Below are 24,950 nucleotides of genomic sequence, written 5' to 3'. Positions count from 1 at the left end.
TGCCCCCTCCGACGAGGCAACCCGCCGTCCTGTGACAGGATCGCTGCCGTGACCGATCTCGCGGTCGCCCACGACGACCTCCGGCCGCTGATGTTCTCGGTGGCCTACCGCATGCTGGGCAGCGTCAGCGAAGCCGAAGACGTCGTCCAGGAGGCGTTCCTGCGCATGCACCGCGCGTCTCAGTCCGGCACCCACGCCGACAACCCCGAGGCCTACGCCACCACCGTCACCACCCGGCTGGCCATCGACGCGCTGCGCTCGGCCCGGCACCGGCGCGAGCAGTACGTCGGGTCGTGGCTGCCGGAACCGCTGCTGGCCACCGACGACGACCCGGCGAGGCGAGTCGAGCAGACCGATTCGCTGTCGACGGCGTTCCTCGTGGTGCTGGAGACACTGTCACCGGTCGAGCGGGCGGTGTTCCTGCTGCGCGAGGTGTTCGGCTACGGCTACGGCGAGATCGCGGCGATCGTGCAGCGCAGCGAGGCCAACTGCCGGCAGCTGATGACCCGCGCCCGCAAGCACATCGAAGAGCGGCGGCCGCGCTTCGAGCCGTCGCGGGACCACCGCGACGAACTGGCCCGCACGTTCTTCGCCGCCCTCAACGACGGCGACGTCGGCGCGCTGGAGCGGTTGCTGGCCGAGGACGTCGAGTTCCAGGGCGACGGCGGCGGCATCACCGCGGCGGTGCGCAAGCCGCTGACCGGCGCGCTGCAGGTGGCCCGGTTCCTGGCCAACCTGGGCCGCACCGGCGCGCAGCTCGGGACGACGGTCACGCCGGTGACGGTGAACGGCCAGCCCGGCGCCCGGGTGTCGGACCCCGACGGCGCGGTGATCGGCGTGCTGTCGCTCACCATCGCCGACGGCCGCGTCGTGGGCGTGCACAACCAGATCAACCCCGAGAAGCTGCACCACCTCGGCCCGGTCGGCGACCTCAACGCCCTGATGGAGCAGCGCTAGGCCGGGTGGTTGCGGTCGAACACCAGCCGCAGGCCCATCAGGGTCAGCCACGGTTCGTGGTAGGTGATCGTCGCCGCCTCGTCCAGCACCAACGGCGCCAGCCCACCCGTCCCGATCACCGTGACACCGTCGAGTCCCACCCCCAGCTCCGTCGCCATGCGGGTCACGACGCCGTCGACCTGGGCGCTGAAGCCGTACAGTGCGCCGGACTGCAGCGCCTCGACCGTGTTCTTGGCGATGACCGACCGGGGCCGGACCAGTTCGACCCGGCGCAGTTGGGCCGCGGCGTTGCGCAGTGCCTCCAGCGACACGTCGATGCCGGGGGCGATGGCGCCGCCGATGTATTCACCGCGCGCCGAGACGACGTCGAACGTGGTGGCGGTGCCGAAGTCGACGATGATGCACGGCCGCCCGGTGCCGTACTTGTGCATGGCGGCGAGCGCGTTGACGATGCGGTCGGTGCCGACCTCGCGCGGGTTGTCCATGAGGATCGGCACGCCGGTCTTGACGCCGGGCTCGACCAGCAGCGCCGGAACGTCGGCGAAGTAGCGCTCCGTCAGCCACCGCACCTGGCGCTGCACCACGGGGACCGTCGAGCAGATGGCGACGCCGTCGATCGGCTCGTCGGTCCCCGCGAACAGCCCGCGCAGCAGCGCCATGAACTCGTCGGTGGTGCGCGAGGGCACGGTCGCCACGCGCCAGTGGTGTCGCACCTCGAGGCCGTCGAGCAGCCCGATGACGGTCTCGGTGTTACCGACGTCGATCGCCAGCAGCATGGTCAGGAGGCCTCGACGACGTCCAGGCCGAGGTCCAGGGCCTGCACCGAGTGGGTCAGCGCGCCGGTGGACAGGTAGTCGACGCCGGTGGCGGCGTACGCGCCGGCCTGCGCCAGCGTCAGCCCGCCGCTGACCTCGAGCCGGGCCCGTCCGTCGACGACCTTCACGGCCTCGAGCACATCGTCGACGGTGAAGTTGTCGAGCAGGACGAGGTCGGCGCCGGCCTCGACCGCCTCGCGGGCGCCGTCGACGTCGTCGACCTCGACCTCGACGGTGAGATCGGGGTAGGCCCGCCGGACCGCCTGGAAGGCCGCCATGATGCCTCCTGCGGCGGCGATGTGGTTGTCCTTGATCAGCGCCGACTCGGACAGCGTCGACCGGTGGTTGACCCCGCCGCCGACCCGCACCGCGTACTTCTCCAGCGGGCGCAGCAGCGGCGTGGTCTTGCGGGTGTCGCGGACAGCGGCGGTGCTCCCGGCCAGCGCGTCGACCCAGGACCGGGTGGCGGTGGCGATGCCGGAGAGCCGGCTGGCGAGGTTCAGCGCGGTCCGCTCGGCCAGCAGCAGCTGGCGGGCGCGGCCGTGCACCGTCAGCACCTTCGCGCCGGCCCGCAGCTCCGCGCCGTCAGCGGCGTGCCGCTCGATCTCGACACCAGGGTCGGTGACGGCGAAGACCGCCTCGGCCACCGGGAGGCCGGCCAGCACGCCGCCCTCGCGGGCGCCGAGCACCGCGACCGCGAGCTGGTCGGCGGGCACCGTCGCCACCGTGGTGACGTCCGCGCCGCCGCCGAGGTCCTCTTCCAGCGTGGCCCGGACGAGATCCTCGACGTATCGGGGGTCGAGACCCGCCTCGCTCAGCGCGAGTGTCACGGGCTCGGGCAGACTCATCGTTACTCCTTCATGGGCTCATATGTCGTCGTGAGCACGCCGTCCGGGTCCACGACGCTGACCAGGTGGCCGCGCCAGCGGGGGTCGTCCCGGTCCGGGAAGTCCTCACGCCAATGACCGCCACGCGTCTCTTCCCGCATGGCGGCATGCCGACCGAGCGTAACGGCCACGGTGTGCAGATTGGTCGTCTCCCACGAATCCGGGGTCATTCGCTCACTCGCGGGGTCGGCGGTGAGGCTCGCCAGCCGGGCCGCGAGCGTCGTCAGCGTCGACTCCGAGCGGAGCACGCCGGCGCCGGCCGTCATGGCCGACTGGACGAACGGGCGGGCGTCGGCGGCGAGCAGCCCGACCGGCCCGCTGCGCTCGACCGGGTCGCCGGGGTGGGCGTCGCCGAGCGACGACGCGAGGTCCTCGGCGATGCGGTGGCCCCAGACCAGCCCCTCCAGCAGCGAGTTCGACGCCAGCCGGTTGGCGCCGTGGACGCCGGTGCAGGACACCTCGCCGCACGCGTACAGGCCGGGGACGCTGGTGCGGCCGCGGCGGTCGGTGCGCACGCCGCCGCTGGCGTAGTGCTGGGCCGGCGCGACGGGCACGAGGTCGGTGGCGGGGTCGATGCCGTAGGAGCGGCAGCGGGCGACGATGGTCGGGAACCGTTCCTCCAGGAACGTCCCGCCGAGGTGCCGGGCGTCGAGCCAGACGTGCTCGGCGCCGGTCTCGGCCATCGCGGTCATGACGCCCTTGGCGACGACGTCGCGGGGGGCCAGCTCGGCCAACTCGTGCCGGCCCTTCATGAACCGGCGGCCCTCGACGTCGCGCAGGACGGCGCCTTCGCCGCGGACCGCCTCGGAGATCAGCGGCTGCTGCCCCTTGGCGGAGCGGCCGAGCCACAGCACCGTCGGGTGGAACTGGACGAACTCGAGATCGGCGATCTGCGCGCCGGCCCGCACCGCCGCCGCGACGCCGTCGCCGGTGGAGACCGGCGGGTTGGTGGTCGACGCGTAGACCTGGCCGAGCCCGCCGGTGGCCAGCACGACCGCCCGGCCGAGCGCCGCGCCGACACCGCTCTGCCGCCCGGCGCCGATGACGTGCAGGACGACCCCGCAAGCCCGGCCCGTGGCGTCGGTGAGGACGTCGGTGACGAGTGCGTGCTCGACGACCTCGATCTGCGGGTCCTCGCGGACCGCGGCCAGCGCCTCCAGCAGCGCGCGGGAGATCTCCTTGCCGGTCTGGTCGCCGCCGGAGTGCGCGATGCGGTCGCGGTGGTGGCCGCCCTCGCGGGTCAGCGCGATGTCGCCGTTGGGGGTGCGCTCGAACCGCGCGCCCAGCTCGACCAGCTCGCGGACCCGCCGCGGCCCCTCGGTCACCAGCGTGCGGACGGCGTCCTCGTCGCACAGGCCGACGCCGGCCACGAGAGTGTCGCGCAGGTGCTGCTCGGGGCTGTCCTCGGGCCCGAGCGCCGCGGCGATGCCGCCCTGCGCCCACGCGGTGGCGCTGTCGGACAGCCGGGTCTTGGTCACCAGCAGCACCCGGCCGGCCTTGCGGGCCTCCAGCGCGGTGGTGAGCCCGGCGATGCCGCTGCCGACCACGACGACGTCGGCGGACGCCGTCCAGCCGGGGTCTTCGGTGCGCATGCGGCGGGGTATGCGAACTCCGGTCACGCGCCAAGAGCCTACGCCTCGGGGCGCGACACCTTCCCCGCCAAACCTCCAGCCGGCCGCCCCGATGCCCGATCCGGCAGAGGTCACCGCCGGTGACCGGTTCGGTTTCGGCGACGGTGACACCCCGCCCGGCCGGGTGGGAGGCCCACCCGCCCTGATTCAGGGCAGATCGACGGCGATGTTGTCGATGAGCCGGGTGGTGCCGGCGCGCGCGGCGACGAGCAGGCGAGCCGGCCCGGTGGCCGGGGCCGGTTCGAGGTCGGCGCCGCGCAGCTCCAGGTAGTCGAGCTCGACGCCGGTGAGCTCGGCCCGGGCGGCGGCGAGGACGGCGTCCGGCCCGCCCGCCGCGGCAGCCGCGCCCGCCTCCAGCGCCCGCCCCAGCACCGGCGCGGCGGCCCGCTCGTCGGCGGAGAGGTAGCGGTTGCGGCTGGACAGTGCCAGCCCATCGGCCTCGCGGACCGTGGGCACGCCGACGATCTCGTACGGCAGGTCGAGGTCGGCCACCATGCGCCCGACGAGGACCAGCTGCTGGTAGTCCTTCTCGCCGAACACCGCGTAGCTGGGCACGGTGAGGTTGAGCAGCTTCGCGACGACCGTCAGCACGCCGGCGAAGTGGCCCGGCCGCACCGCGCCCTCCAGCTCGGCGCCCAGCGGCCCGGGCGCGACCGTCACCTGCGGGTCGCCGAGCGGGTACAGCTCCTCGGTAGCCGGCGCGAACACGAGGTCGACGCCTTCCTCGGCGCAGACGGCGAGGTCGGCGCCGAACGGGCGCGGGTAGCGCTCGAAGTCCTCACCCGGCCCGAACTGCAGCGGGTTCACGAAGATCGTCACCAGCACGGCGCCGCCGGTGCCGACCAGGTCGCGGGCGGCGTGGATGAGGGCACGGTGGCCCGCATGCAGCGCGCCCATCGTCAGGACGACGGCGGATTCCTGCTCGCCGCGCGACAGCGCCTCGGCGAGCTCGTCTCGGGTGCGGGCGACGATCGGCTCGGTCACCCCGCCACGCTACCGGTCAGCGCGTGACGATCGTCTGCACCTCCGCGACCGGCAGGTCGAAGTTCGCCGACGTGGTCTGCGGGTCGAGCGGACCCTGCGGCGCGCCGTTGGCGAACCACTCGATGGTCCACTGGCTCTCGGCCAGCACGTTCGCCACACCGCCCGGCAGCTGCGCGCTGGACCGGGTGAACGTGAGTGTGCAGTCCGACGACGCCCCCGACGACCATTCGACACCGTGGCCGTCGCACGAGACTGGCGCGGCGTTGGCGGCGGAGAAGTTCATCGAGCTCATGGTCGCCTCGACAGTGGCCTGGTTGTCGCCGGCCTCGGCGTGCACCTCGAGCGTGACGGGACCGTCCTCGAGCCACATCCACGTGGGCAGGTTGACGACGGTGGCGCCGTCGCCGTCGCGCCGCGGGTTCCAGCCGATCTGCGGGTCGGGCAGCGTCATCTCGTCGTAGGCGACCTGGACCAGGACCTCCGGCGGGATGGGCGGCACCGGGACGGGCTCGCCGGGCTCGACGTAGAGGGGCTCGAACTCGTTCTCGAACCAGTCGTCGGAGTAGTCGAAGAAGTCATCGATGGGGCCGTCGTAGTCGGCGCTGGAGCACATGCCGGACCACCACCGGCCCTCGGTGTCGTCCTTGTACGCCTCATAGCCCTCGTACGGCGGGATGGGGTTCCCGTCGGCGTCGCGGCCGCCGATCCACTCGCCGCTCTGGACCATCTCGTAGTACTCCTTGCCGCTCCACGTCGTGTTGAAGTACCGACAGGGCGGCAGGATGGTGACCGACTCTCCAGGGATCTCGTAGCCCTCACCGCCGCCGGTCGTGCCGGAGCCCCAGACGAGGATGGTGACGGCGCCGTCGCCGGAATCGGCGTCGGAGCCGCCGTCGTCGTCGTCGCAGCTGCTGATGCCGCAGCGCGGGGCGGGATCGGCGGCGGCCGGTGGTGCGGCCAGCGCGGTCAGGGCGGCGGCCGCGAGCAGGGCCGGGGCGGCACCGAGAGCGGCGGCCCGGCGCGCGGAGCGTGTCATCAACATGATTCGTCCTCGTGCAGAGTGTTCTCGTTGACCTTCCAGCCGCTGCCGTCGTTACCGAGAACGACGCGCATCGGGATGACCGGGTGTTCGTCGACGCCGTCGGGCGGGCGCTCCTCGCCGTCGTCGACGAGCAGGACGGCCGAGCCGTCGATGCAGCCGCCGAGGACGACCAGCGCGTCGCCGCTCTCCTCGACGACCGGGGTGATGACCATCTCGCCGCCGTACCGGATGCCGTTCTCCTCCTGGTACGCCAGGGAGTCCTCGACCGTCTGGACGACCGGCGCCACCGCGAGCGCGGGAAGCTGCTCGCTCAGCCGGACCTCGCGCAGCGACCAGCGCCACTCGCGGGCGAACTCGACGTACGCGGCCAGCGCGGCCTGCTCGGCCGGTCCGGACGGCGGTGGGGTGACGATGGTGACACCGGCGTCGGGGAAGGCGTGCTCGGTGGGGCCGGCCGGGTCGTCCGACGGCGTCTCGGTGGGGTCGGCGGACGGCTCTGCGCTGGGCGCCGTCGTCGTCGACTCGCCGAGCCCGGTGGGTTCCTCGCCGCCGGAGTCGCCGCAGCCGGCCAGCGTCAGCACACCGGCGCAGACGGCGAGGACGGTCGCGCGCAGTGGGTGCTGCGGACGGGCAGACAAGTGCACTCGCTCCTCGCGAACCGGATACCGAACTGCCGTGCGTGCCCGGTCGCAAGGTAACACAAATCCCCGTGACAACGGTAAGTGGGCTGAGTAATGTCCTGCGACTGTGCGCCTGTTCGCGACGCTCGTCGTCCTCGGCTTCCGCCGCTGGTCGACGTACCGCATGGCGACCGCCGCCGGCGCGTTCACGAACACCGTCTTCGGCCTGATCAAGGCGTCCATCACGGTCGGCGCCATCGGGGCGGCGGGCGGCACGCTGGCCGGATACGACGCGCAGACCGGCGCCACGTACGCGTGGCTGGTGCAGGCCCTCATCGCGCCCGTCAACGTGTTCAACTGGAACGAGCTGGCGCTGCGCATCCGCGACGGCGACGTCGCCATCGACCTCGCCCGCCCGCTCGACCCGCAGTTCGCCTACCTCGCCGGGTTCCTCGGCCGCGCCGCCCACCAGTTCATCCCGCGCGGCGCGCCGCCGCTGCTGGCCGGCGCGCTGATCACCGGGCTGGCGCTGCCGGCGACGCCGCTGCCGTACCTGCTCGCCGCGGTCAGCGTCGTGCTGGGCGTCTCGGTGTCGTTCTCGGTCTGGTGGCTGGTGAACCTGTCCGCGTTCTGGCTGATCGAGCTGCGCGGCGTGCTCACCCTGAACGTCGTGGCCATGGGCATCCTGTCCGGCCTGGTCATCCCGGTGCACTGGTTCCCGGGCTGGCTGTCCACCCTCGCCGCGCTGACGCCGTACCCGTCGATGCTGCAGGCGCCGGTCGACGTCCTCATGGGGCGAGCGGAGGGGACGGCGGCGCTCGGCGTGCTGGCCATCCAGGCGGCCTGGCTGACCGGCGTCCTGCTGCTGGGCCGGCTGGTGTTCGCCCGCGGCGCCCGGAAGCTGGTGGTGCAGGGTGGCTGAGCGCTGGCGTCCGTACCGGGTGCTCCTGGGGTCGCGGATGCGGTCGCAGACGGCGTACCGGCGCTCGTTCGTGTCCGACCTGCTGGGCAGCCTCAGCATCGGGCTGATGGAGTTCGCCGAGGTCTACGTCCTGTTCGCCAACGTCGACCTGCTCGGCGAGCTGGACTTCGCCGCCGCGGCACTGTTGTTCGCACTGGCCAACGTCGGCTTCAGCATCGCCGACCTGCTGGTCGGGCACGTCGACAACCTGCCGGTGTACCTGCGCGAGGGGACGCTGGACGCGTACCTGCTGCGGCCGCTGCCGGTGCTGGCCCAGCTCATCACCAGCGACGTGTCGCTGCGCCGGCTCGGCCGGGTCGCCGTGTCCGTCCTCATCCTCGTGATCGCGCTGCCGCTCAACGACATCGACTGGACGGCAGCCAAGGTCGCGCTGCTCGTGCTGACGCCGCTGACCGGCGCCGCGGTCTTCGCCGGGCTGTTCGTCTGTGCGTCGGCCATCCAGTTCTGGCTGGTCGAGGGGTCGGAGTTCTCGAACGCCTTCACCTACGGCGGCGCCTACGCGTCCAGCTACCCGTCCAGCATCTTCAGCCTGCCGATGCGGCTGCTGTTCACGTTCGTCGTGCCGGCCGCGTTCACCGCCTACCTGCCGGTGCTGGCGCTGCTGGACCTGCCCGGGCCGCCGGGCACGCCGCACTGGCTGGGCTGGTGCACGCCCCTGGCCGCCGTCGCCGTCTGGGCCGTCGCTCTGGTGGGCTGGCGGACCGGCCTTCGCCACTACACCGGGACGGGATCATGACCGAGCCGATCATCCAGGTGCGCGACCTGCGCCGCGAGTTCGTCGTCCGCAGCCCGGCCGGCCGGCTGCGCCGCGCGCGCACCGTCGTCGCCGCCGTCGACGGGCTGAGCTTCGACCTCGCCGAGGGCGCGGCCGTCGGCTACATCGGGGCGAACGGCGCCGGGAAGTCGACCACCATCAAGATGCTGACCGGGATCCTGGTGCCGACGGAGGGGACGGTGCGCACCTGCGGGCTGGACCCCGTCCGGCGGCGGCGCGACCTGGCCCGGCAGATCGGCGTCGTGTTCGGGCAGCGCAGCCAGCTGTGGTGGGACCTGCCGCTGGCGGAGTCGTTCCGCGCGCTGGCCGCGATCCACCGGCTGCCCGAGGCGTCCTGGCCGGTCCGCCGCGACGAGCTGGTGGACCGGCTCGACCTCGGCGCGTTCCTGGCGACGCCGGTGCGCCAGCTCTCGCTCGGCCAGCGGATCCGCGGCGAGATCGCGGCGGCGCTGCTGCACTCGCCGCGGCTGCTCATCCTGGACGAGCCCACCATCGGGCTGGACGTGCTGAGCAAGGAGCGGCTGCGGGTGTTCCTCGCCGAACAGCGGGCGCTGCACGGCACGACCCTGCTGCTCACGACGCACGACATGGACGACGTGCAGCGGCTCACCGACCGCGTGCTGGTGGTCGACCACGGCCGGCTGGTCTACGACGGGACGCTGCCCGGGCTGACGGCGCAGGTCGGCGCGGAGCGCGTCATGGTCGTGGACCTGGTCGAGCCGGTGGCCGACCTCGGTCCCGTCGACGGCGCCCGCCGCGTCGCCGTCGAGTCCGACGGGCTGCGGCACCGGTTCGCGTTCACGCCGGAACGGACGACGGCGGGCGCGATCCTGGAGGCGGTCGGGCGCCGCGGCCAGGTGCGCGACCTCGCCATCGAGGAACCCGACATCGAGGACGTCGTGCGCCGCCTCTACCTCGCCCCGAGCGCGGTGCGCCGGTCTACCGACGCCGGTCCCGCAGCAACAGCATGAGCAGCGCGCTCACCGCGGCCAGCGCGGCGCCGGTCATGAGCATGACGTCGGTGGCGTGGGAGAGATCGGGCCCCGCCGCACCCACCACGGCGACCGCGACGGCGACGCCGATGGCCGCGCCGACGTAGCGGGCCGCGCTGTTGGCGCCGGAGCCCATCGCCGCGCTGCGGGGCGGGACCGAGTCGACCGCCAGCCGCGGCAGGATCCCGTTGACCAGGCCGCTGCCGACCCCGGCGACGACGAGGCCGGGCAGCAGCCGCTGCCAGGACCCGGCGTCGAGGAACCCGAGCAGCGCGACCGTGCCGACGGCGGACAGCCCCAGCCCGGCGGAGACGATCGCCCAGCCGGGCCAGTGCCGGGCCAGCCGGCGCACCTCCAGCGCGACGACGAACGCGATGCCCGCCCACAGCGACGACAGCAGCGCCGTCGACATCGCCGACAGCCCGAGGCCCTGCTGCATCAGCGTCGGCAGGTAGCTGAAGAAGCCGATGACGGCGACGCCGGTGGCCAGCGCGCCCACGGTCGCGGCCACGAAGTCGCGCCGGGCGAACAGGCGCAGGTCGAGCATCGGCTCGCGGCCACGCCACTCGGCCAGGACGAACCCGCCGAGCAGCGCGACGGCGGCCACCGCGAACACCACGGCCGACACCGTCACGCCGTCGCGCACCTGGATCAACGCGGTGAACAGCGCCGACAGGCCGAGGCCCAGCGTGGTGACGCCGAGGCCGTCGAACCGCCGCCGCACCGGCGCGCGCGACTCGTCCAGCACGACCGCGCCGATGCCCGCGATGACGACACCGAGCACCGCGAACACGACGTACGCCGTCCGCCAGCCGCCGGGCACGGGGGCCGCGGCGACGATCGGGCCGACGGCGATGCCGGCGCTGACCGTCGCACCCCAGACGGTGGTGGCGCGCAGCCGCGCGTGGCCGTCCGGGTGGGCGTGCGCGATCAGGCCGAGGCTGCTGGCCAGCAGCGCGGCGCTGGCGGCGCCCTGGACCACGCGGGCGACGACGAACACCGTCGCCGTCGGGGCCATCGCGCCGCCCACCATCGCGGCGGCCAGCACGCCGAGGCCGACCAGGAACACCCGCTTGCGGCCGTAGTCGTCGGCGACGCTGCCCGCGGCGAGGCTCAGCGCGGCCAGGCCGAGCGGGACGCCGTTGAGCGTCCACGTCACCGCCGCATGGCCGAGGTCGAGACTCGCCCCGATGTCGCGCAGCGTCGCCAGTGGGGCGGTGTAGTTCATCAGCACCAGCAGCGTGGCGGCGCTGGCCACGAGCAGGGTCACCCGCGGCGGCCGGCCGGTGGCGGCGGCGCTGGCCTGGAGGGTGGCGGACGGCGAGGTCATGGCGGCGCACTCCTGAGTTCGGTGACTGAACCTAGGGAACTCTACGCCTGTCAGTTCGATGAATGAACCCAGGGGTGTAAACTGACCAACGTGGCGCTCGGAACCGACTACGGCGGCCAGGACTGCTCGCTGGCCAAGGCGCTGGAGCTGGTCGGCGAGCGGTGGACGCCGCTGATCCTCCGCGACGCCTTCATCGGCGTGCGCCGCTACCGCGACTTCCTCGACCATCTCGACATCCCGCGCGCGGTCCTCGCCACCCGGCTGCAGGCCCTGGTCGACGCCGGCGTCATGACGAAGGAGCGGTACCAGGACGCCCCGCCGCGCGACGAGTACGTGCTCACCGCCATGGGCCGCGACCTGTGGCCGGCGCTGCACCTGCTCAGCCAGTGGGGCGAGCGGCACCTCAGCGAGCACGGGCCACGACGCGTCTACACGCACCTGCCGTGCGGTTCGGAGCTGCGCAACGGCAGCTGCCCCACCTGCGGGGTCGTCCGGCCCGAGGACGTCGAGGTGCGGCCCGGCCCCGGCGCCACGCAGACCCGCACCGACGCCGTCAGCGTGGCGCTGCGCGAACCGCACCGGCTGCTCGAGCCGCTGCGTACGTCCTGATCAGAGCGCGGACGGCGGCTCGGCGAGCACGTCGATCAGCGCCTCGGCGTCGCCGGCCTTGAGCCGCCCGGCGGCCAGCGCCCGGCCCGCCGTGCGCCGCGCCAACGCGACGTACGTGCTCACCGACTCCGGCCGGGCCGCGGCGATCTCGGCGAGGTGGCTGGCGACGGTGCCGGCGTCGCCGCGCGAGACCGGACCGGTCAGCGCGTCGTCGCCCTGGCGCAGGCTGTTGTCGAGCGCCGCGGAGAGCAGCGGCGCCAGCACCTTGTCGGGCTCGGCGACGCCGGCCGAGCGGAGCAGGTCCATGGCCTCGTTGATCAGTGTGACCAGGTGGTTCGCCCCGTGCGAGAGCGCCGCGTGGTACAGCGCGCGGTGCTCCTCGGCGACGCGGACCGGGTCGGCGCCCATCTCGACGACCAGCGCCTCGGCCACCGGCCACAGCGGCTCCGGCGCCGTGACCCCGAACGTCGCGCCGGACAGCCGCTGGAGGTCGACCGACGTGCCGGTGAACGTCATGGCCGGGTGCAGCGCCAGCGGCAGCGCGCCGGCCTTCGTCGCCGGTTCCAGCACGCCGACGCCGTACCGGCCGCTGGTGTGCACCACCAGCTGGCCGGGCCGGACGGTGTTCGTGGCGGCCAGCCCTTCGACCAGCGCCGGCAGCGCGTCGTCGGGGACGGCGAGCAGCACCAGCCCGGCGCGGGCGAACACCTGCGGCACGTCGACCAGCGGCACGTCCGGCAGCAGCGCACCGGCCCGGGTGCGGCTGGTGAGCGAGACGCCGTAGCCGGCGACCACGTGGTGCCCGGCCCGGGCCAGCGCCGCGCCGAGCACCGCGCCCACCCGCCCGGTACCGACGACGCCGACGTCGAGCCGCGCCGGCCGTTCCTCCGTCATCGGACCAGGCTAGATCACCCACGCCCCGCTCACGGCGGAGCCGTCGCGGGCAGACGCCCGGCCGACTTTGCAATGAGCACCTCTACGCACCGGTGCCTATGGGTGCTCATTGCAAACGGGCGCGGAGGGGTCACTCGGCCGCGAGCGCCATGACCGGTGAGGTGCGCGCCGCCCGCTGGCCGGGGCGATCGAGGCCAGCACGCCGAGCAGGGTCGCGGCAGACGCCCGGCCGACTTTGCAATGAGCACCTCTACGCACCGGTGCCTATGGGTGCTCATTGCAAACGGGCGCGGAGGGGTCACTCGGCCGCGAGCGCCATGACCGGTGAGGTGCGCGCCGCCCGCTGGCCGGGGGCGATCGAGGCCAGCACGCCGAGCAGGGTCGCGACGGCGGCGCTGATCGCCAGCTGCCCCCACGGCACGACGAACCCGAGCTCCTCGAGGCTGGAGACGGCGGCCCAGGCGAACGCCGCGCCGGCCACCGACCCGACCACCGCCGCCACCGCGCCCATGAGCGCCGCCTCGACGCCGAGCATCACCCGGGTCTGCCGGCGGGTCAGGCCGAGCGCCCGCAGCAGCCCGATCTCGCGGGTCCGCTCGTGCACCGACAGCGACAGGGTGTTGGCGATGCCGATGAATGCGATCACCAGCGCCAGCGCCAGGATCGCCAGCACCAGGTTGACGGCCTCGTTCAGGTTCTCCTCGAACTCGGCGCGCCGCTGGGCGAAGCTCTGCACGGACAACTCGGGGTGCTCCGCGGTCGCGTCGACGATCGCCGACCGCGCATCGTCGTCGTCCACGCCGTCGGCCGCGTTGACGGCCAGCAGGTCGGCGCCGTCCTGGACCACCGAGCCGGTCTCCGGCAGCGCCTCGATCGCCCGCGCGACGTCGTCCGGGATCGGGTCGGCGGTGGCGGTGCGGACGGCGAAGTCGGCCGGTATCCGGCCGTCGACGACCGCGCCCACGCTCTGCCGGGACGACTCCACGACGGTGAGGAAGCCGGCCACCGTCGTGACGCCGATCAGCAGCGCCGCCGTCGTGGCCGCCACCCGGCGCGGGTTGCGCACCGCGTTCGCCGTGGCCAGCTCGGCCGTCGACCGCGAACCACCGGACAGCCGGGCGGCCACCGCGCCGATCGCGCGGACCAGCGGCGGCACCACCTTCGGGCCGAGGATCAGCAGGCCGAGGAAGCAGACCGCCGCACCGAACACGACGAGGATTAGCCCGGCTCCGCCGCCGGACGTCCCCGACGCCGCGCCGGCCAGCAGCATCAGCGTGCCGACCACCAGCCCCAGCACGCCGAACGTGATCCGGGCCCGTCCCGTGGTGCGGCTGTCGGCGCCGTCGGGCACCGTCTGCAACGCGGCCAGCGGCGCCACCCGGGTCGCGGCCCGGGCCGGCAGCAGCGCCGACCCGACGGTCATCAGCACGCCGATCGCGACCGACCACGCCACCGTCGCCGCGGTGACCGTCAGCACCATCGACTCGCCCAGCACCGAGCCCGTCACGAGCGCCGTCAGCGCTCCGGCCCCGACGCCGACGAGGCTGCCGGCCAGCCCGATCGCGAGCGACTCCGCCAGCACGCCGCGCAGCACCTGGCGCCGGGTCGCGCCGACGGTGCGCAGCAGCGCCAGCTCCCGGGTGCGCTGGGCGACCAGGATCCGGAACGTGTTCGCGATGACGAACGCCGCCACGATCAGCGACACCGCGCCGAGCATCAGCAGCGGGATCCGCAGCGCCTCACGCTGCGACGAGGAGTCCATCAGCTGCTGCGCCAGCTCGCTCCCGGTGACGACGTCGTACCCGCCGGGCAGCGCAGCCCGGACGGCGGCCGCGTCGGCGCCGTCCTCCAGCCGCAGGTCCACCCGCGAGGCGCCGGGCGGGTCGGCGAACTCGCGGACGAGGTCCCAGCCCGCGGTGAGCTCGAGGTCGTCGATGCCGTCGGCGGACAGCTCGGTCAGGCCGGCGATCGGCAGCGTGGTCAGGTCGGCCGTGCCCTCGGCCGCCACGGTGATCTCGTCGCCCTCGGCCAGGCCCAGCCGGTCGGCCGAGCGCCGGTCCAGCAGCACGCCGCCGTCCGGCACGTCGGCGCCCAGCGGCGCGGCCAGCAGCCGGGCGGTCGCGAACGGGTCGATCCGCCCGTCGGTGTCGACGGTGTGCACGCTCACCCCGCTCCGCGGCGCGGCCGCGGCCACCCCGCCGGCCTCGGCGACGGCGGCGATCTCGTCCGGCGACAACGTCGCGCCGTCCGGCGCGAGCACCGCGAGGTCCACCCCCTCGGCGTCGGCGGCCAGCTCCTTGCGGGTGCCCGCGTCCAGCGAGTCGGTGAGGATCAGCGTCGCCGCGGTGAAGCCCACCGACAGCACGACGACCAGGCCGGTCAGCACCAGCCGCAGCAGATGGGCGCGCAGCCCCGCCAGCACGATCGATCGCATCAGTCAGCCGCCCAGCCGGCGCAGGCCGTCGATGACGGCGTCGGGCGTGGGGTCGGCGATCTCGCCGGCGACGTGGCCGTCGGCGAGCATGACGACCCGGTCCGCCGACGACGCCGCGACCGGGTCGTGCGTCACCATGACGACCGTCCGGCCGAGCTCGCGCACGCTGGTGCGCAGGATCGCCAGCACCTCGCCGCCGGACCGGGAGTCCAGGTTGCCGGTGGGCTCGTCGGCGAAGATCACCTCGGGCCGGTTGATCAGCGCCCGGGCGACGGCGACCCGCTGCTGCTGGCCGCCGGACAGCTCACTCGGCCGGTGCCGCAGCCGGTCGCCGATGTCGAGCACGTCGATGATCTCGGCGAACCAGCGCCGGTCCGGCCGCTTGCCGGCCAGCTTCAGCGGCAGCAGCACGTTGGCCTCCGCGTCCAGCGTCGGCAGCAGGTTGAACGCCTGGAAGACGAAGCCCAGCCGCTCGCGCCGCAGCAGCGTCAGCTCGGTGTCGTCGAGCGCAGTGAGATCGGTGTCGCCGAGCAGCGCCCGGCCCGACGTCGCGGTGTCCAGCCCGGCCAGGCAGTGCACGAGCGTCGACTTGCCGGACCCGGACGGTCCCATGATCGCGGTGAACCGCCCGGCCGCGAACGCGACGTCGACGGCGTCGAGGGCGCGGACGGCGGTGTCGCCGCTGCCGTGCAGCTTGGTCAGGCCGACGGCGCGGACCGCCGGCGCGAGGACGGCGCCCGGGGCGCCGGAGGGAATCGTGGTAGGCAGGCTCACGGTCCCAGCGTCGCGAGAACGCCGCCGCGAATCGTCGGACCTGCGAGTGGACCCGGCGTACGACGAAGGTCGTAGGGTCGGTTCCCGTGCCGATCCGTCCCGTCGAGACGCTGCCGAAGGTCCAGTCGCACCTGCACCTCACCGGGGCGATGCGCCCAGCCACGCTGGACGAGCTGGCCACACGGCACGGCATCGCGGTGCCGCCGCTGGCCGCGCTGACCGGCGGACCGTACGAGTGGGCCGTCTTCCAGGGCCGCTACGACGCCGCGCGCGCGGCCATCCGCACCCCCGACGACGTCGCGCGGGTGGTCCGCGAGGCGGCCGAGGACGACGCCGCCGGCGGCTGCGGCTGGTCCGAACTGCAGGTCGACCCGACGTCGTACGCGCCGGCATTGGGCGGGCTGGAGGCGGCGGTCGAGGCGGTCCTGACGGCGGCCGCGGCGGCGCCGCTGCCGATGGGCGTCGTCGTGGCCTCCAGCTGGGCCCGCTCCGGCGAGCACGCGGCGACGCTGGCACGGCTGGCCGCCCGCTACGCCGGTGCCGGCGTCGTCGGCTTCGGGTTGTCCAACGACGAACGGCTGGGCCGGGTCGACGACTTCGCCCCGGCGTTCCGCATCGCCGCCGACGCCGGGCTGCTGCGCACCCCGCACGGCGGCTTCTTCACCGGGCCGGCGCACGTGCGGGCGTGTGTGGAGGTGCTCGGCGCCACCCGGATCGGGCACGGCACGTCCGCCGTCGCCGACCCCGCCGTCATGGCGCTGCTGGCCGAGCGCGGGGTGGCGCTGGAGCTGTGCCCGTCGTCGTACCCGCCGTTCGGGGTGCACGCGCTGGACGAGCTGCCGGTGCGGACGCTGCTCGCGGCCGGTGTCCCGGTGACGGTCGGCAGCGACGACCCGCTGCTGTTCGCCGTCGGGCTGGCCGGCCAGTACGCGCTGTGCCGCGACGCGCTCGGTCTGGCCGACGCCGAGCTGGCCGCGCTGGCCCGCGCCTCGATCACGTCGTCGGCGGCGCCGTCACCGCTGCGCGAAACGCTGCTGGACGGCGTGGACGCCTGGCTCGCGGACTAGGCCGGCGGCGGGGCGGACGTGGCGCCGACCCGCAGGTGGACCGGCAGGTGCACGTCGGCCGGACGCCGCCCGGCCAGCAGCTCGGTGACCATGCGGCCGGTCAGCTGGCCCTTCTCCACCATCGGCTGCACCACCGTCGTCAGGACGCGATCGCCCAACCAGGGGGTGTCGATGCCGTCGTAGCCGACGACGGTGAGGTCGTCGGGCACCCGCAGCCCCAGCGCCTCGGCCGCCCGGATGACGCCGACGGCGAGCAGGTCGCTCTGCGCGATGATCGCCGTGGGCCGCCGCGGCGCCGAGAGCAGCAACCGGCCGGTCCGCTCACCCTCCTCGACGACGTTGCTGGGCGCCTCGGCGACCGGCACCCGCCCGAAGACGTCCTCGGTGGCGGTGAGCCGGGCCCGGCAGTCGGCGAACCCGACGACGGCCCGGCGGGCGTCGTCGACCAGCCCGCTGCGGCCGTCGAGGCGCAGCGGCAGCGCGGCGACGGCAACGCGCTGGTGACCCAGCCCGGCGACGTGCTTGGCGAGGTCGAGCGCGCCGCCGTAGTCGTCGATGCGCAGCAGCGTGACCTCGGGGCGGTCCGGCCCGTCGATGGCGACCACCGGCACGCCGCGGCCGATGAAGAGGTCGAGCAGCGGGTCGTCGTCGCGGCCGCACGTGGCGAACACCACGGCGTCGACCGGCATGCGCGACACCTGCTCCGGGGTCGGGCTGCCGTGCTGGGCGTCGCCGGAGAGCAGCAGCAGGCCGGTGCCGGACGGGCTGAGCGCCTCGGCGATGCCGTCGAGCAGCGCGACGGCGACCGGGTCGCGGAACGCGTACAGCAGCCGCTCGCCGACCACCGCGCCGACGATGCCGGAGCGGCCGCGGCGCAGCGACCTGGCCAGCGGGTCGGGCCCGGCGTAGCCCAGCTCGCGGGCCGCGGCCAGCACCCGTTCCCGGGTGGACTCGGCCACCGGACCGGAGCCGCTGAACGCCAGCGACGCGGTGGACGGGGACACGCCGGCCCGCGCGGCCACCGCCGCCAGCGTCGCCCGGTGCTCGCCCACGGCAGCTCCCCTCCGAGGAAATTCACGCTTGCATCCGATCCTGGTCCATAGCAGAATATCGAATCGATTCGATCGAATCGATTCGACCGCCGAAATCCTGACGAGTTCATGACCCCTGGGGATGCTCCGTGAACCACTCCGCTCCGGCCCCGTCGCCCGAACTGGCCAGGGCCGTCCGTGCCCGCAACGCCGTCGCCACAGTGTTCGCCCTCAACGGGCTGGCGCTCGCGAGCTGGATGGCGCGCATCCCCGAGGTGCGCGACCTGCTCGGCCTGACCCCCGGCGAGATCGGCCGGGTGCTGCTGGCGCTGGCCGTGGGCTCGCTCATCGCGCTGCCCACGTCGGGGTTCGTCGTCAGCAAGATCGGCGCGGCCCGCACGGTGGCCGGCGGCTCGGTGCTGGTGGCCCTCGGCCTCACCCTGGCCGGCGTCGGGGCCGACACCGCGGGTGTCGTCGCCGTCGTGGCGGCCGGGCTGGTGCTGTTCGGCTACGGCTCGGGATCCTGGGACGTCGCGATGAACGTCGAGGGGGCCGCCGTCGAGCGGCTGCTCGGGCGGACCATCATGCCCCGGTTCCACGCCGCGTTCAGCCTCGGCACGGTGACGGGCGCCGGCCTCAGCGCCGGCATCGCGGCCGTCGGCGTCCCCGTCGTGGCGCACCTGGCCACCGTCAGCACCATCGCGATGATCGTCACCATCATCGCCACCCGCAGCTTCCTGCCGCACGCCGCCGAGGTCGAGGACGAGGACGGTACGCCGGTCGAGAAGATCTCCGTCCTCACCGCCTGGCGCGAGCCGCGCACGCTGCTCATCGGCCTCATGGTGATGTGCGCCGCGCTGGTCGAGGGCATCGCCAACGACTGGCTGGCGCTCGGCCTCGTCGACGGCTACGAGGTCAGCAACACCGTCGGCGCCATCGGCTTCGCGATCTTCCTGTCCGCCATGACGATCGGCCGCATGGCCGGCACCCAGCTGGTCGACCGGTTCGGCCGGCTGCCGATCCTGCGCGTCAGCGCGGTGCTGGCCACCGGCGGCGTGCTGCTCGTGGTGTTCGGCGGGTCGCTGTGGGTCGCGCTGGCCGGCAGCATCGTCTGGGGCTTCGGCGCCGCGCTGGGCTTCCCGCTCGGCATGAGCGCGGGCGCCGACGACCCGCGGCGGGCGGCCGCGCGGGTCAGCGTCATCGCATCGGTCGGCTACACCGCGTTCCTCGCTGGCCCGCCCATCCTCGGCTGGCTCGGCGACCACGAGGGCGTGCTGAACGCGCTGCTGGCCGTCGCCGTCGCCGCGACCGTCCTCGGGCTGGTCTCCCCCGCGGCCCGCGAGGAGCATCCGGCTCGGGTCGAGGTCGGCGACTAGGCCTCGAAGTCGGCGGCGGTCATGCCCGCCGGGTGGCCGGGCGGCCACTGCACCAGCTCGATGCGGTAGCCGTCGGGATCGGTCAGCCAGGACGTCGACATGCCCTCGCCGTGGTCGGCCGGCGGCTCGGCCGTGAGGCCCTTCGCCGCGAGGCCGGCGACGGTCGCCGCCAGGTCGTCGGTCTGTACGACGAGGTGGTTCACGGCGCCGGTGTCGGTGACCGGCCGCGCGGGGTCGTGCACCAGCTCGAGGCTGACGAACGGGTCGCCCGGCAGCTGCAGCATGGTCAGGCTGCCGAACGGCGTCTCGGGGACACGACCCCGCACGACGTAGCCGAGCGCGGTGTAGAACGCGAGCGAACGGTCGAGGTCGGTGACCCGGAGGCCGAGGTGCAGCATGCGCATCCGCGGCAGGGTAGCCGACGCTACGAGGCGCCCGGCCGCACCAGCCCGGTCTCGTAGGCCAGCACCACCAGTTGCACGCGGTCGCGCAGGCCGACCTTGGCCAGCACCCGGCCGATGTGCGTCTTCACCGTCGCCTCGGTGACGAACAGGGTCGCCGCGATCTCGGCGTTGGACCGGCCCCGGACCACCTCGCGGACGATCTCGTGCTCGCGCTGGGTCAGCTCGGCCCAGACGGCGTCGGGCGGGGTGGCGTCCTCGGGCAGGTGCCCCGCGAACCGTTCCAGCAGCCGTTTCGTGGTGCTCGGCGCGACGACGGCGTCGCCGGAGTGCACCGTGCGGACGGCGTCGAGCAGCGTCGGCGGCGGCGCGTCCTTGAGCAGGAACCCGCTGGCGCCGGCCTTGATCGCGGCGAACGCGTACTCGTCGAGGTCGAACGTCGTCAGGACGATGACCTTCGGCGCGTCGTCGCGGGTGCGCAGCCGACGGGTGGCCTCGACGCCGTCGAGGACGGGCATGCGCACGTCCATCAGCACGACGTCGGCCGCGGTGACGGCGAGCGTGTGCAGCGCGGCGTCGCCGTCGCCGGCCTCGCCGACCACCTCGAGGTCGGGCTGGGAGTCGATGACCATCCGGAACCCGGCCCGGACCAGCTGCTGGTCGTCGACCAGGAAGACCCTGACCGGCTGCACGCTCACTTCCCCTCGCCGTAGGGCAGGTCGAGGTCGACCCGCCAGCCACCGCCGGACGACGGTCCCGCCGTCACCGTGCCGCCGTACATCGTCATCCGCTCCCGCATGCCCACCAGTCCCTGGCCCAGCCCGTCGCTCGCCGCGGCCGCGCCCCGGCCGTCGTCGCTGACCTCAGCGGTCAGCCGGTCGGTGCCGAACACCAGCGCCACTTTCGCACGGGCCGCCGGTCCGGCGTGCTTGAGGGCGTTGGTCAGCGCCTCCTGGATGACGCGGTACACCGCCAGCGACGGCCCCGGCGGCAGCGGCCGCGGCGGGCCGGCGACGTCGAGCTCGACCGGCAGCCCGGCCTGGCGCACCGACGTGACCAGCTCGGGCAGCGTGCCCAGCCCGGGCTGCGGGCGGACCGAGCCGTCGTCGTCGCCGTCGGCCGTACGGAGCACCCCGAGCAGCCGGCGCATCTCGGCCAGGGCGCCGCGACCGGTGTCGCCGATCGTCTTGAGCGCGTCGAGCGCGGCCTGCGGGTCGTGGTCGCCGGCGTAGCGACCGCCGTCGGCCTGCACGACGATGACGGACAGGTTGTGCGCGACGACGTCGTGCATCTCGCGGGCGATGCGCGAGCGTTCCTCGGCGGCCGCGAGCTGGGCCCGCTGGTCGCGTTCGCGTTCGGCCTGGTGCGCCCGCTCGACCAGCTCGGCGACGTAGGCCTGCCGCGTGCGCCGCACGTCGCCCATCGCCCAGGCGCCGATGACCGTCGCGGACAGCCCGATGGCGCTGGCCACGAACGCCTCCGCGCTCTCCTCGATCGACGGGACGTAGCGCATGGTGCCCAGGACGACGCCGAGGAACCCGGCCGCGAGCCCGGCCCGGCTGGCCCACCGCGGGCCGTAGGCGCTGACGGCGTACAGGCCGAGCAGCAGCGCGACGTCGTACGGGGTCAGCTGCAGCCCGGTGGCCCACTGCACCAGCCCGGCGGCCACCAGCACGCCGAACGACTCGATCGGCCGCACCCGCCGGAACACCAGCGCGGCGCACATGACCGTCCCGAGGACGAAGTGCGCCCAGGCGGGGTCGAACGCGGCCGCCGAGAACAGCACCATCGTGACGAACACGCCCAGCGCGATGACGGCGTCCGGCACCACGGGATGCCGGCGCACCCATGCGTAGAGCCGGTCCCTGCGCCTCACGGTGAGCAGGCTAGCTCGCCACGCCCTCTCGCGCCGCCCGACGTTTCGCCTCGGCCCGAAACGCTACCGCGCCAGGACCGCGTCGCCGAGACTGCCTGCTATGGAGACCACTACGGGAAAGGTCCAGCTCGCGTTCATGATGTCGCTGGACGGCTTCGTCGCCGGCCCCGGCCACACGATGGACTTCATGGACGGCACCACGGTGCGCGACGGCGTGCACCGGGAGCTCATCGAGAGCACCGGCGCGATCCTGGCCGGACGCGACGGCTACGACAGCACCGGCGGTGACCTGCGGCCCTACGGAGGCGCGTGGAGCGGGCCGATCTTCGTCCTCACCCACCACCCCGAGGACGTCCGCACCGCGGACGGCGCCACGGTGCTCAGCTGCCCTGTGGAGGAAGCGGTGCGGATCGGCCTGGACGCGGCGCGGGGCCGGAACCTGCAGGTGTTCTCCCCGACGATCGGCCGGCAGTTGCTCCAGCTGGGACTGGTCGACGAGATCGACGTCCATGTGGCGCCCGTCCTGCTCGGCGACGGCGTCAGGCTCTACGACGCGCCCGGCGGCGAGCTCGTCCACCTGGCCCGCAGCGGCGACGACCCCCGGCTCGCGGAGCGGCTTCGCTACCGGCCGGCGCCCTCGGTGCCACGGGTGCGGCGCAGCCAGAGCAGGCCGAGCACCGGCAGCACCAGCGGCACGAACCCGTAGCCGCGCCCGAACAGCGACCACACGGTGTCGTCGGGGAAGTCGCCCGGGTCGAACGCGGTGACGGCGCCCACCGTCAGCACCCCGACCAGCTCGACGGTGACGGCGGTCAGCGCCACCTTGCGGGCCGTCGCGCCCGGACGGGCCAGCGCCACGGTCGCGACGATGTACACCAGGGCGGCGAACGCCGACAGCAGGTACGCCACCGGCGCCTCGTCGAACTTCGTCGCGATCTGGACGGCGGCCCGGGCCGACGCCGCGAGCGCGAACACCGCGTAGACGGCGATCAGCAGCCGGCCGGGACCGCTGGAGCGCTGGGCCGTCGTGCTCACCCGGCGCCCGCGTCCCAGAGCTGCTGCATGCGCACGACCAGCACCGGCACCACCAGAGCGGCCACGACCAGCACCGACGTGCCCCAGCGGGACTTCTCGGCGAGCGCCCAGAACAGCCCGAGCGGCAGGATGATGAGCGTCATCAGCAGATACCCGACGAACGTCGCGGTCTCGTCCGGCGCGCCGTCGGCGACCATCAGCACGATCGCCACCCCGGCCTGGACGAGGAGCAGCAGCTCGACCACCCCGGCGCCGATGACGTACGGCTCGCGCGGCGGCTGGTTGCGCACGACCGCCACCAGCGCCCACGCGGCGTAGGCCAGCGAGGCGACGATGACGGCCCAGTCGACGACGGCAACCATGGGTCAGCCCGTCACGGGAGCCGGGCCAGCTCGTCGGTGAGGTCGTCCAACCCCAGCGAGCCCATCGAGAGCGCGGCCATGTGCCACGCCTTGAGGTCGAAGTTCGCACCCTGCGCCGACCGGGCGGCGTCGCGACCGGCCAGCCACGCCCGCTCACCGAGCTTGTAGCCGATGGCCTGCCCCGGCGCACCCAGGTAGCGGACGATCTCGGAGTCGAGGAACGCGGTGTCGCGGCCGTTGAACGCGCCGAAGAACTCGCGGGCCAGCTCGGGCGTCCACACCTCGCCCGGGTGGAACGCCTCGCCGTTCGGGATGCGCAGCCGCAGGTGCATGCCGATGTCGATGATCACCCGGATCGCTCGCATCATCTGCGCGTCGAGGTAGCCGAGCCGGATCGGCGGGTCGGTGAGGTAGCCCAGTTCGTCCATCAGCCGCTCGGCGTAGAGCGCCCAGCCCTCGGACATCGCGCTCACCGAGCCGAGGCTCACCTGGTAGCGCGACAGCCGGCCGGCGACGTGCACCCATTGCGCCAGTTGCAGGTGGTGGCCCGGAACGCCCTCGTGGTACCAGGTGCTGACCAGGCCCCACACCGGGAACCGGGTCTCGCCCAGCGTCGGCAGCCAGGTGCGGCCGGGCCGGCTGAAGTCGAGCGACGGGCGGGTGTAGTACGGAGCGGCGGCGCTGCCGGGCGGCGCGATCATCGCCTCGACGTGCTTGATCGGCTCGGCGAGGTCGACGTGGGTGCCGTCGAGGTCGGCCATCGCGCGGTCCATCAGACCCTGCAGCCAGACCCGCACCTCCTCGACGCCCTCGATCGCCTCGCCGTGCTCGTCGAGGTGGCGCATGACGGCCAGCGGCGTGTGGCCGGGCAGGACGGCGTCGGCGGCCTGCTTCATCTCGTCGGCGATGCGGTGGAACTCGGACCAGCCGTAGGCGTAGGCGTCCTCGAGGTCGAGGTCGGAGCCGGTCCAGTAGCGCGCGGCGGTCGTATAGCGCTCGCGACCGACGGCGTCGGGCGTGCCCTCGGCGCCGGCGCGGTAGCCCGCGAGGTGCTCGCGCAGCTCGGCCAGGCCCCCGCCGGCGACGGCGGCCGCGGCGGTCAGCTCGTCGCGCTGGGCGTCGGGGCCGTTCGCGACGAACGACGAGTACCAGTCGGCCTCGAGCCAGGTGTCGAGCTGCTCGAGGACGGTGTCGACCTGACGCGGCGCGGCGTACAGGCCGCGGCGGGCGCCCTCGTCCAGCGACGCCTGGAACCCGGCGACGGCCGCCGGGATGTTGCGCAGCCGCCGGCCGACGACCGCCCAGTCGTCGTCGGTGGCGGTCGGCATCATCAGGAACACCGAGCGCATCGACTGCACCGGCGAGAACAGGTTGCTCAACTCTCGCAGCCCCTCACCAGCGTCGTGCAGCGCCAGCGACGCCGTCAGCCGCTCGCGCAGCAGCCGGGCCGCGCGGCGCTCCTCGACCGGCAGCCCGCCGTCGCCGGCCGCCTGCTCGGCGGCGTCCAGCTCGGCCAGCGTGCCGCGCGCCGCGTCGGCCACGACCTCGCGGCCGTCGGGCGAGTAATCGGGCATCGCGTCGACGCCCGGCCTGATGCCGAGCGCGGTCCCGACCAGCGGGTTGAGGTCGGCGATGGTCTCGACGTAGCGGTCCGCGATCTTCCGGGGGGTGTCGGCGTCGTCGTGAGGCACCGGCCCATCATGCCTCGGGGCCTCTTGTCATGTGCGTCAGGGTCGCCGGCACACCGGCTCGGCGGCATCGGCACCGGGCCGCGACAGTGCCTCGGGGCCGCCCGCCATGTGCGTCAGGGCCGCCGGCACACCGGCTCGGCGGCATCGGCACCGGGCCGCGACAATGCCTCGGGGCCGCCCGCCATGTGCGTCAGGGTCGCCGGCACACCGGCTCGGCGGCATCGGCACCGGGCCGCGACAGTGCCTCGGGGCCGCCCGCCATGTGCGTCAGGGCCGCCGGTACACCGACTCGGCGGCATCGGCACCGGGCCGCGACAATGCCTCGGGACCGCCCGCCGCGTGCGTCAGGGTCGCCGGCACACCCGCTCAACCCATCGTGAGGCAC

Annotated in this window: 25 protein-coding genes; 8 read left to right on the top strand and 17 right to left on the bottom strand. The window is 74.1% G+C overall.

Going from position 1 to position 24,950, the window contains the following annotated elements:
- Positions 1-48: 48 nt before the first annotated feature.
- The gene (locus tag BLV02_RS25990) at positions 49-957 is read left to right on the top strand and encodes an RNA polymerase sigma-70 factor (RefSeq protein ID WP_216093935.1); all 909 of its coding nucleotides are present in this window, start codon (positions 49-51) and stop codon (positions 955-957) included.
- On the opposite strand, the gene BLV02_RS25985 is transcribed toward BLV02_RS25990, so the two are convergent.
- The 6 genes from BLV02_RS25985 to BLV02_RS25960 form a co-directional block, all read right to left on the bottom strand.
- Positions 954-1,733, bottom strand: a complete 780-nt coding sequence (locus BLV02_RS25985; protein WP_069108947.1) for a type III pantothenate kinase — start codon at positions 1,731-1,733, stop codon at positions 954-956. The genes BLV02_RS25990 and BLV02_RS25985 overlap by 4 nt on opposite strands.
- A 2-nt stretch (positions 1,734-1,735) precedes the next feature.
- On the bottom strand, positions 1,736-2,620 hold the full coding sequence (nadC, locus tag BLV02_RS25980; RefSeq protein WP_069108948.1) for a carboxylating nicotinate-nucleotide diphosphorylase: 885 nt from the start codon (positions 2,618-2,620) through the stop codon (positions 1,736-1,738).
- Positions 2,621-2,622: 2 nt separating this feature from the next.
- Positions 2,623-4,251 (bottom strand): L-aspartate oxidase, encoded by a 1,629-nt coding sequence (locus tag BLV02_RS25975; protein ID WP_069108949.1) that lies wholly within the window; start codon positions 4,249-4,251, stop codon positions 2,623-2,625.
- A gap of 186 nt (positions 4,252-4,437) precedes the next feature.
- Entirely contained in the window at positions 4,438-5,274 is an 837-nt protein-coding gene (panC, locus tag BLV02_RS25970; protein ID WP_069108950.1) for a pantoate--beta-alanine ligase, read from the bottom strand.
- 16 nt (positions 5,275-5,290) lie between these two features.
- Positions 5,291-6,316: a hypothetical protein gene (locus BLV02_RS25965; protein WP_141711342.1), complete on the bottom strand. Its 1,026-nt coding sequence runs from the start codon at positions 6,314-6,316 to the stop codon at positions 5,291-5,293.
- Positions 6,310-6,954 (bottom strand): hypothetical protein, encoded by a 645-nt coding sequence (locus BLV02_RS25960; protein ID WP_141711343.1) that lies wholly within the window; start codon positions 6,952-6,954, stop codon positions 6,310-6,312. The genes BLV02_RS25965 and BLV02_RS25960 overlap by 7 nt, the downstream gene beginning before the upstream one ends.
- A gap of 109 nt (positions 6,955-7,063) precedes the next feature.
- Here BLV02_RS25960 and BLV02_RS25955 point away from each other — a divergent pair, with 109 nt between their 5' ends.
- From BLV02_RS25955 to BLV02_RS25945, 3 genes are read left to right on the top strand one after another with little or no spacing between them, the layout of a single operon-like run.
- Positions 7,064-7,858, top strand: coding sequence for an ABC transporter permease (locus tag BLV02_RS25955; RefSeq protein WP_216093936.1), 795 nt, complete (start codon positions 7,064-7,066; stop codon positions 7,856-7,858).
- The gene (locus BLV02_RS25950; protein ID WP_069108953.1) at positions 7,851-8,654 is read left to right on the top strand and encodes an ABC transporter permease; all 804 of its coding nucleotides are present in this window, start codon (positions 7,851-7,853) and stop codon (positions 8,652-8,654) included. Before BLV02_RS25955 ends, BLV02_RS25950 begins: the two co-directional genes overlap by 8 nt.
- Positions 8,651-9,664, top strand: coding sequence for an ABC transporter ATP-binding protein (locus tag BLV02_RS25945; RefSeq protein WP_069108954.1), 1,014 nt, complete (start codon positions 8,651-8,653; stop codon positions 9,662-9,664). Before BLV02_RS25950 ends, BLV02_RS25945 begins: the two co-directional genes overlap by 4 nt.
- On the opposite strand, the gene BLV02_RS25940 is transcribed toward BLV02_RS25945, so the two are convergent.
- Positions 9,633-11,015: an MFS transporter gene (locus tag BLV02_RS25940; RefSeq protein WP_069108955.1), complete on the bottom strand. Its 1,383-nt coding sequence runs from the start codon at positions 11,013-11,015 to the stop codon at positions 9,633-9,635. The genes BLV02_RS25945 and BLV02_RS25940 overlap by 32 nt on opposite strands.
- Positions 11,016-11,105: 90 nt before the next feature.
- On the opposite strand from BLV02_RS25940, the gene BLV02_RS25935 reads away from it, so the two are divergent.
- Positions 11,106-11,624: a winged helix-turn-helix transcriptional regulator gene (locus BLV02_RS25935; RefSeq protein WP_069108956.1), complete on the top strand. Its 519-nt coding sequence runs from the start codon at positions 11,106-11,108 to the stop codon at positions 11,622-11,624.
- Here the strand turns inward: BLV02_RS25935 and BLV02_RS25930 are convergent, their stop codons facing one another.
- The 3 genes from BLV02_RS25930 to BLV02_RS25920 all read right to left on the bottom strand — a co-directional run bounded on the left by BLV02_RS25930 (position 11,625) and on the right by BLV02_RS25920 (position 15,726).
- Positions 11,625-12,518, bottom strand: coding sequence for a Rossmann-like and DUF2520 domain-containing protein (locus tag BLV02_RS25930; RefSeq protein ID WP_069108957.1), 894 nt, complete (start codon positions 12,516-12,518; stop codon positions 11,625-11,627). It lies immediately after the preceding gene.
- A gap of 298 nt (positions 12,519-12,816) precedes the next feature.
- On the bottom strand, positions 12,817-14,952 hold the full coding sequence (locus BLV02_RS25925; protein WP_069108958.1) for an FtsX-like permease family protein: 2,136 nt from the start codon (positions 14,950-14,952) through the stop codon (positions 12,817-12,819).
- A 3-nt stretch (positions 14,953-14,955) separates the two neighbouring features.
- Positions 14,956-15,726, bottom strand: a complete 771-nt coding sequence (locus BLV02_RS25920; protein ID WP_069108959.1) for an ABC transporter ATP-binding protein — start codon at positions 15,724-15,726, stop codon at positions 14,956-14,958.
- Between the two features lie 86 nt (positions 15,727-15,812).
- On the opposite strand from BLV02_RS25920, the gene add reads away from it, so the two are divergent.
- Positions 15,813-16,793 carry an adenosine deaminase gene (gene add, locus BLV02_RS25915; protein ID WP_069108960.1) on the top strand — a complete coding sequence of 327 codons (981 nt, stop codon included), beginning with the start codon at positions 15,813-15,815 and terminating at the stop codon, positions 16,791-16,793.
- Here add and BLV02_RS25910 read toward each other — a convergent pair.
- A complete protein-coding gene (locus BLV02_RS25910) occupies positions 16,790-17,845 on the bottom strand; it encodes a LacI family DNA-binding transcriptional regulator (protein WP_069108961.1) in 1,056 nt (351 codons plus the stop codon). The genes add and BLV02_RS25910 overlap by 4 nt on opposite strands.
- Positions 17,846-17,973: 128 nt before the next feature.
- Between BLV02_RS25910 and BLV02_RS25905 the strand changes: the two genes are divergently transcribed.
- A complete protein-coding gene (locus BLV02_RS25905; protein WP_069108962.1) occupies positions 17,974-19,200 on the top strand; it encodes an MFS transporter in 1,227 nt (408 codons plus the stop codon).
- On the opposite strand, the gene BLV02_RS25900 is transcribed toward BLV02_RS25905, so the two are convergent.
- From BLV02_RS25900 to BLV02_RS25890, 3 genes are read right to left on the bottom strand one after another with little or no spacing between them, the layout of a single operon-like run.
- Positions 19,197-19,604, bottom strand: coding sequence for a VOC family protein (locus BLV02_RS25900; RefSeq protein WP_069108963.1), 408 nt, complete (start codon positions 19,602-19,604; stop codon positions 19,197-19,199). The genes BLV02_RS25905 and BLV02_RS25900 overlap by 4 nt on opposite strands.
- Before the next feature lie 20 nt (positions 19,605-19,624).
- A complete protein-coding gene (locus BLV02_RS25895) occupies positions 19,625-20,299 on the bottom strand; it encodes a response regulator transcription factor (RefSeq protein ID WP_245737783.1) in 675 nt (224 codons plus the stop codon).
- Positions 20,296-21,477 carry a sensor histidine kinase gene (locus tag BLV02_RS25890; RefSeq protein WP_069108964.1) on the bottom strand — a complete coding sequence of 394 codons (1,182 nt, stop codon included), beginning with the start codon at positions 21,475-21,477 and terminating at the stop codon, positions 20,296-20,298. The genes BLV02_RS25895 and BLV02_RS25890 overlap by 4 nt, the downstream gene beginning before the upstream one ends.
- A 100-nt stretch (positions 21,478-21,577) precedes the next feature.
- Between BLV02_RS25890 and BLV02_RS25885 the strand changes: the two genes are divergently transcribed.
- On the top strand, positions 21,578-22,183 hold the full coding sequence (locus tag BLV02_RS25885) for a dihydrofolate reductase family protein (protein ID WP_069108965.1): 606 nt from the start codon (positions 21,578-21,580) through the stop codon (positions 22,181-22,183).
- Here BLV02_RS25885 and BLV02_RS25880 read toward each other — a convergent pair.
- The 3 genes from BLV02_RS25880 to BLV02_RS25870 are packed head-to-tail and all read right to left on the bottom strand — an operon-like array spanning position 22,099 to position 24,565.
- Complete coding sequence (locus tag BLV02_RS25880; RefSeq protein ID WP_216093937.1) at positions 22,099-22,512, bottom strand: hypothetical protein; 414 nt, start codon at positions 22,510-22,512, stop codon at positions 22,099-22,101. The genes BLV02_RS25885 and BLV02_RS25880 overlap by 85 nt on opposite strands.
- A complete protein-coding gene (locus BLV02_RS25875) occupies positions 22,509-22,874 on the bottom strand; it encodes a hypothetical protein (protein ID WP_069108966.1) in 366 nt (121 codons plus the stop codon). The genes BLV02_RS25880 and BLV02_RS25875 overlap by 4 nt, the downstream gene beginning before the upstream one ends.
- Before the next feature lie 11 nt (positions 22,875-22,885).
- Positions 22,886-24,565, bottom strand: coding sequence for a DUF885 domain-containing protein (locus BLV02_RS25870; RefSeq protein ID WP_069108967.1), 1,680 nt, complete (start codon positions 24,563-24,565; stop codon positions 22,886-22,888).
- Between the last annotated feature and the right edge of the window lie 385 nt (positions 24,566-24,950).

This window comes from Jiangella alba (assembly GCF_900106035.1).
GTDB lineage: Bacteria > Actinomycetota > Actinomycetes > Jiangellales > Jiangellaceae > Jiangella > Jiangella alba.
The sequence above is the reverse complement of the archived record's forward strand: the minus strand, read 5'-3'. Positions and strand labels throughout refer to the sequence as shown.

What these genes read in the sequence shown, in the direction of transcription:
- BLV02_RS25985 (WP_069108947.1), bottom strand. Translation starts at nt 1,733, where the DNA reads ATGCTGCTGGCGATCGACGTCGGTAACACCGAGACCGTCATCGGGCTG.
- nadC (WP_069108948.1), bottom strand. Translation starts at nt 2,620, where the DNA reads ATGAGTCTGCCCGAGCCCGTGACACTCGCGCTGAGCGAGGCGGGTCTC.
- BLV02_RS25975 (WP_069108949.1), bottom strand. Translation starts at nt 4,251, where the DNA reads ATGCGCACCGAAGACCCCGGCTGGACGGCGTCCGCCGACGTCGTCGTG.
- BLV02_RS25965 (WP_141711342.1), bottom strand. Translation starts at nt 6,316, where the DNA reads ATGTTGATGACACGCTCCGCGCGCCGGGCCGCCGCTCTCGGTGCCGCC.
- BLV02_RS25945 (WP_069108954.1), top strand. Translation starts at nt 8,651, where the DNA reads ATGACCGAGCCGATCATCCAGGTGCGCGACCTGCGCCGCGAGTTCGTC.
- BLV02_RS25940 (WP_069108955.1), bottom strand. Translation starts at nt 11,015, where the DNA reads ATGACCTCGCCGTCCGCCACCCTCCAGGCCAGCGCCGCCGCCACCGGC.
- BLV02_RS25930 (WP_069108957.1), bottom strand. Translation starts at nt 12,518, where the DNA reads ATGACGGAGGAACGGCCGGCGCGGCTCGACGTCGGCGTCGTCGGTACC.
- BLV02_RS25925 (WP_069108958.1), bottom strand. Translation starts at nt 14,952, where the DNA reads ATGCGATCGATCGTGCTGGCGGGGCTGCGCGCCCATCTGCTGCGGCTG.
- BLV02_RS25900 (WP_069108963.1), bottom strand. Translation starts at nt 19,604, where the DNA reads ATGCGCATGCTGCACCTCGGCCTCCGGGTCACCGACCTCGACCGTTCG.
- BLV02_RS25885 (WP_069108965.1), top strand. Translation starts at nt 21,578, where the DNA reads ATGGAGACCACTACGGGAAAGGTCCAGCTCGCGTTCATGATGTCGCTG.
- BLV02_RS25875 (WP_069108966.1), bottom strand. Translation starts at nt 22,874, where the DNA reads ATGGTTGCCGTCGTCGACTGGGCCGTCATCGTCGCCTCGCTGGCCTAC.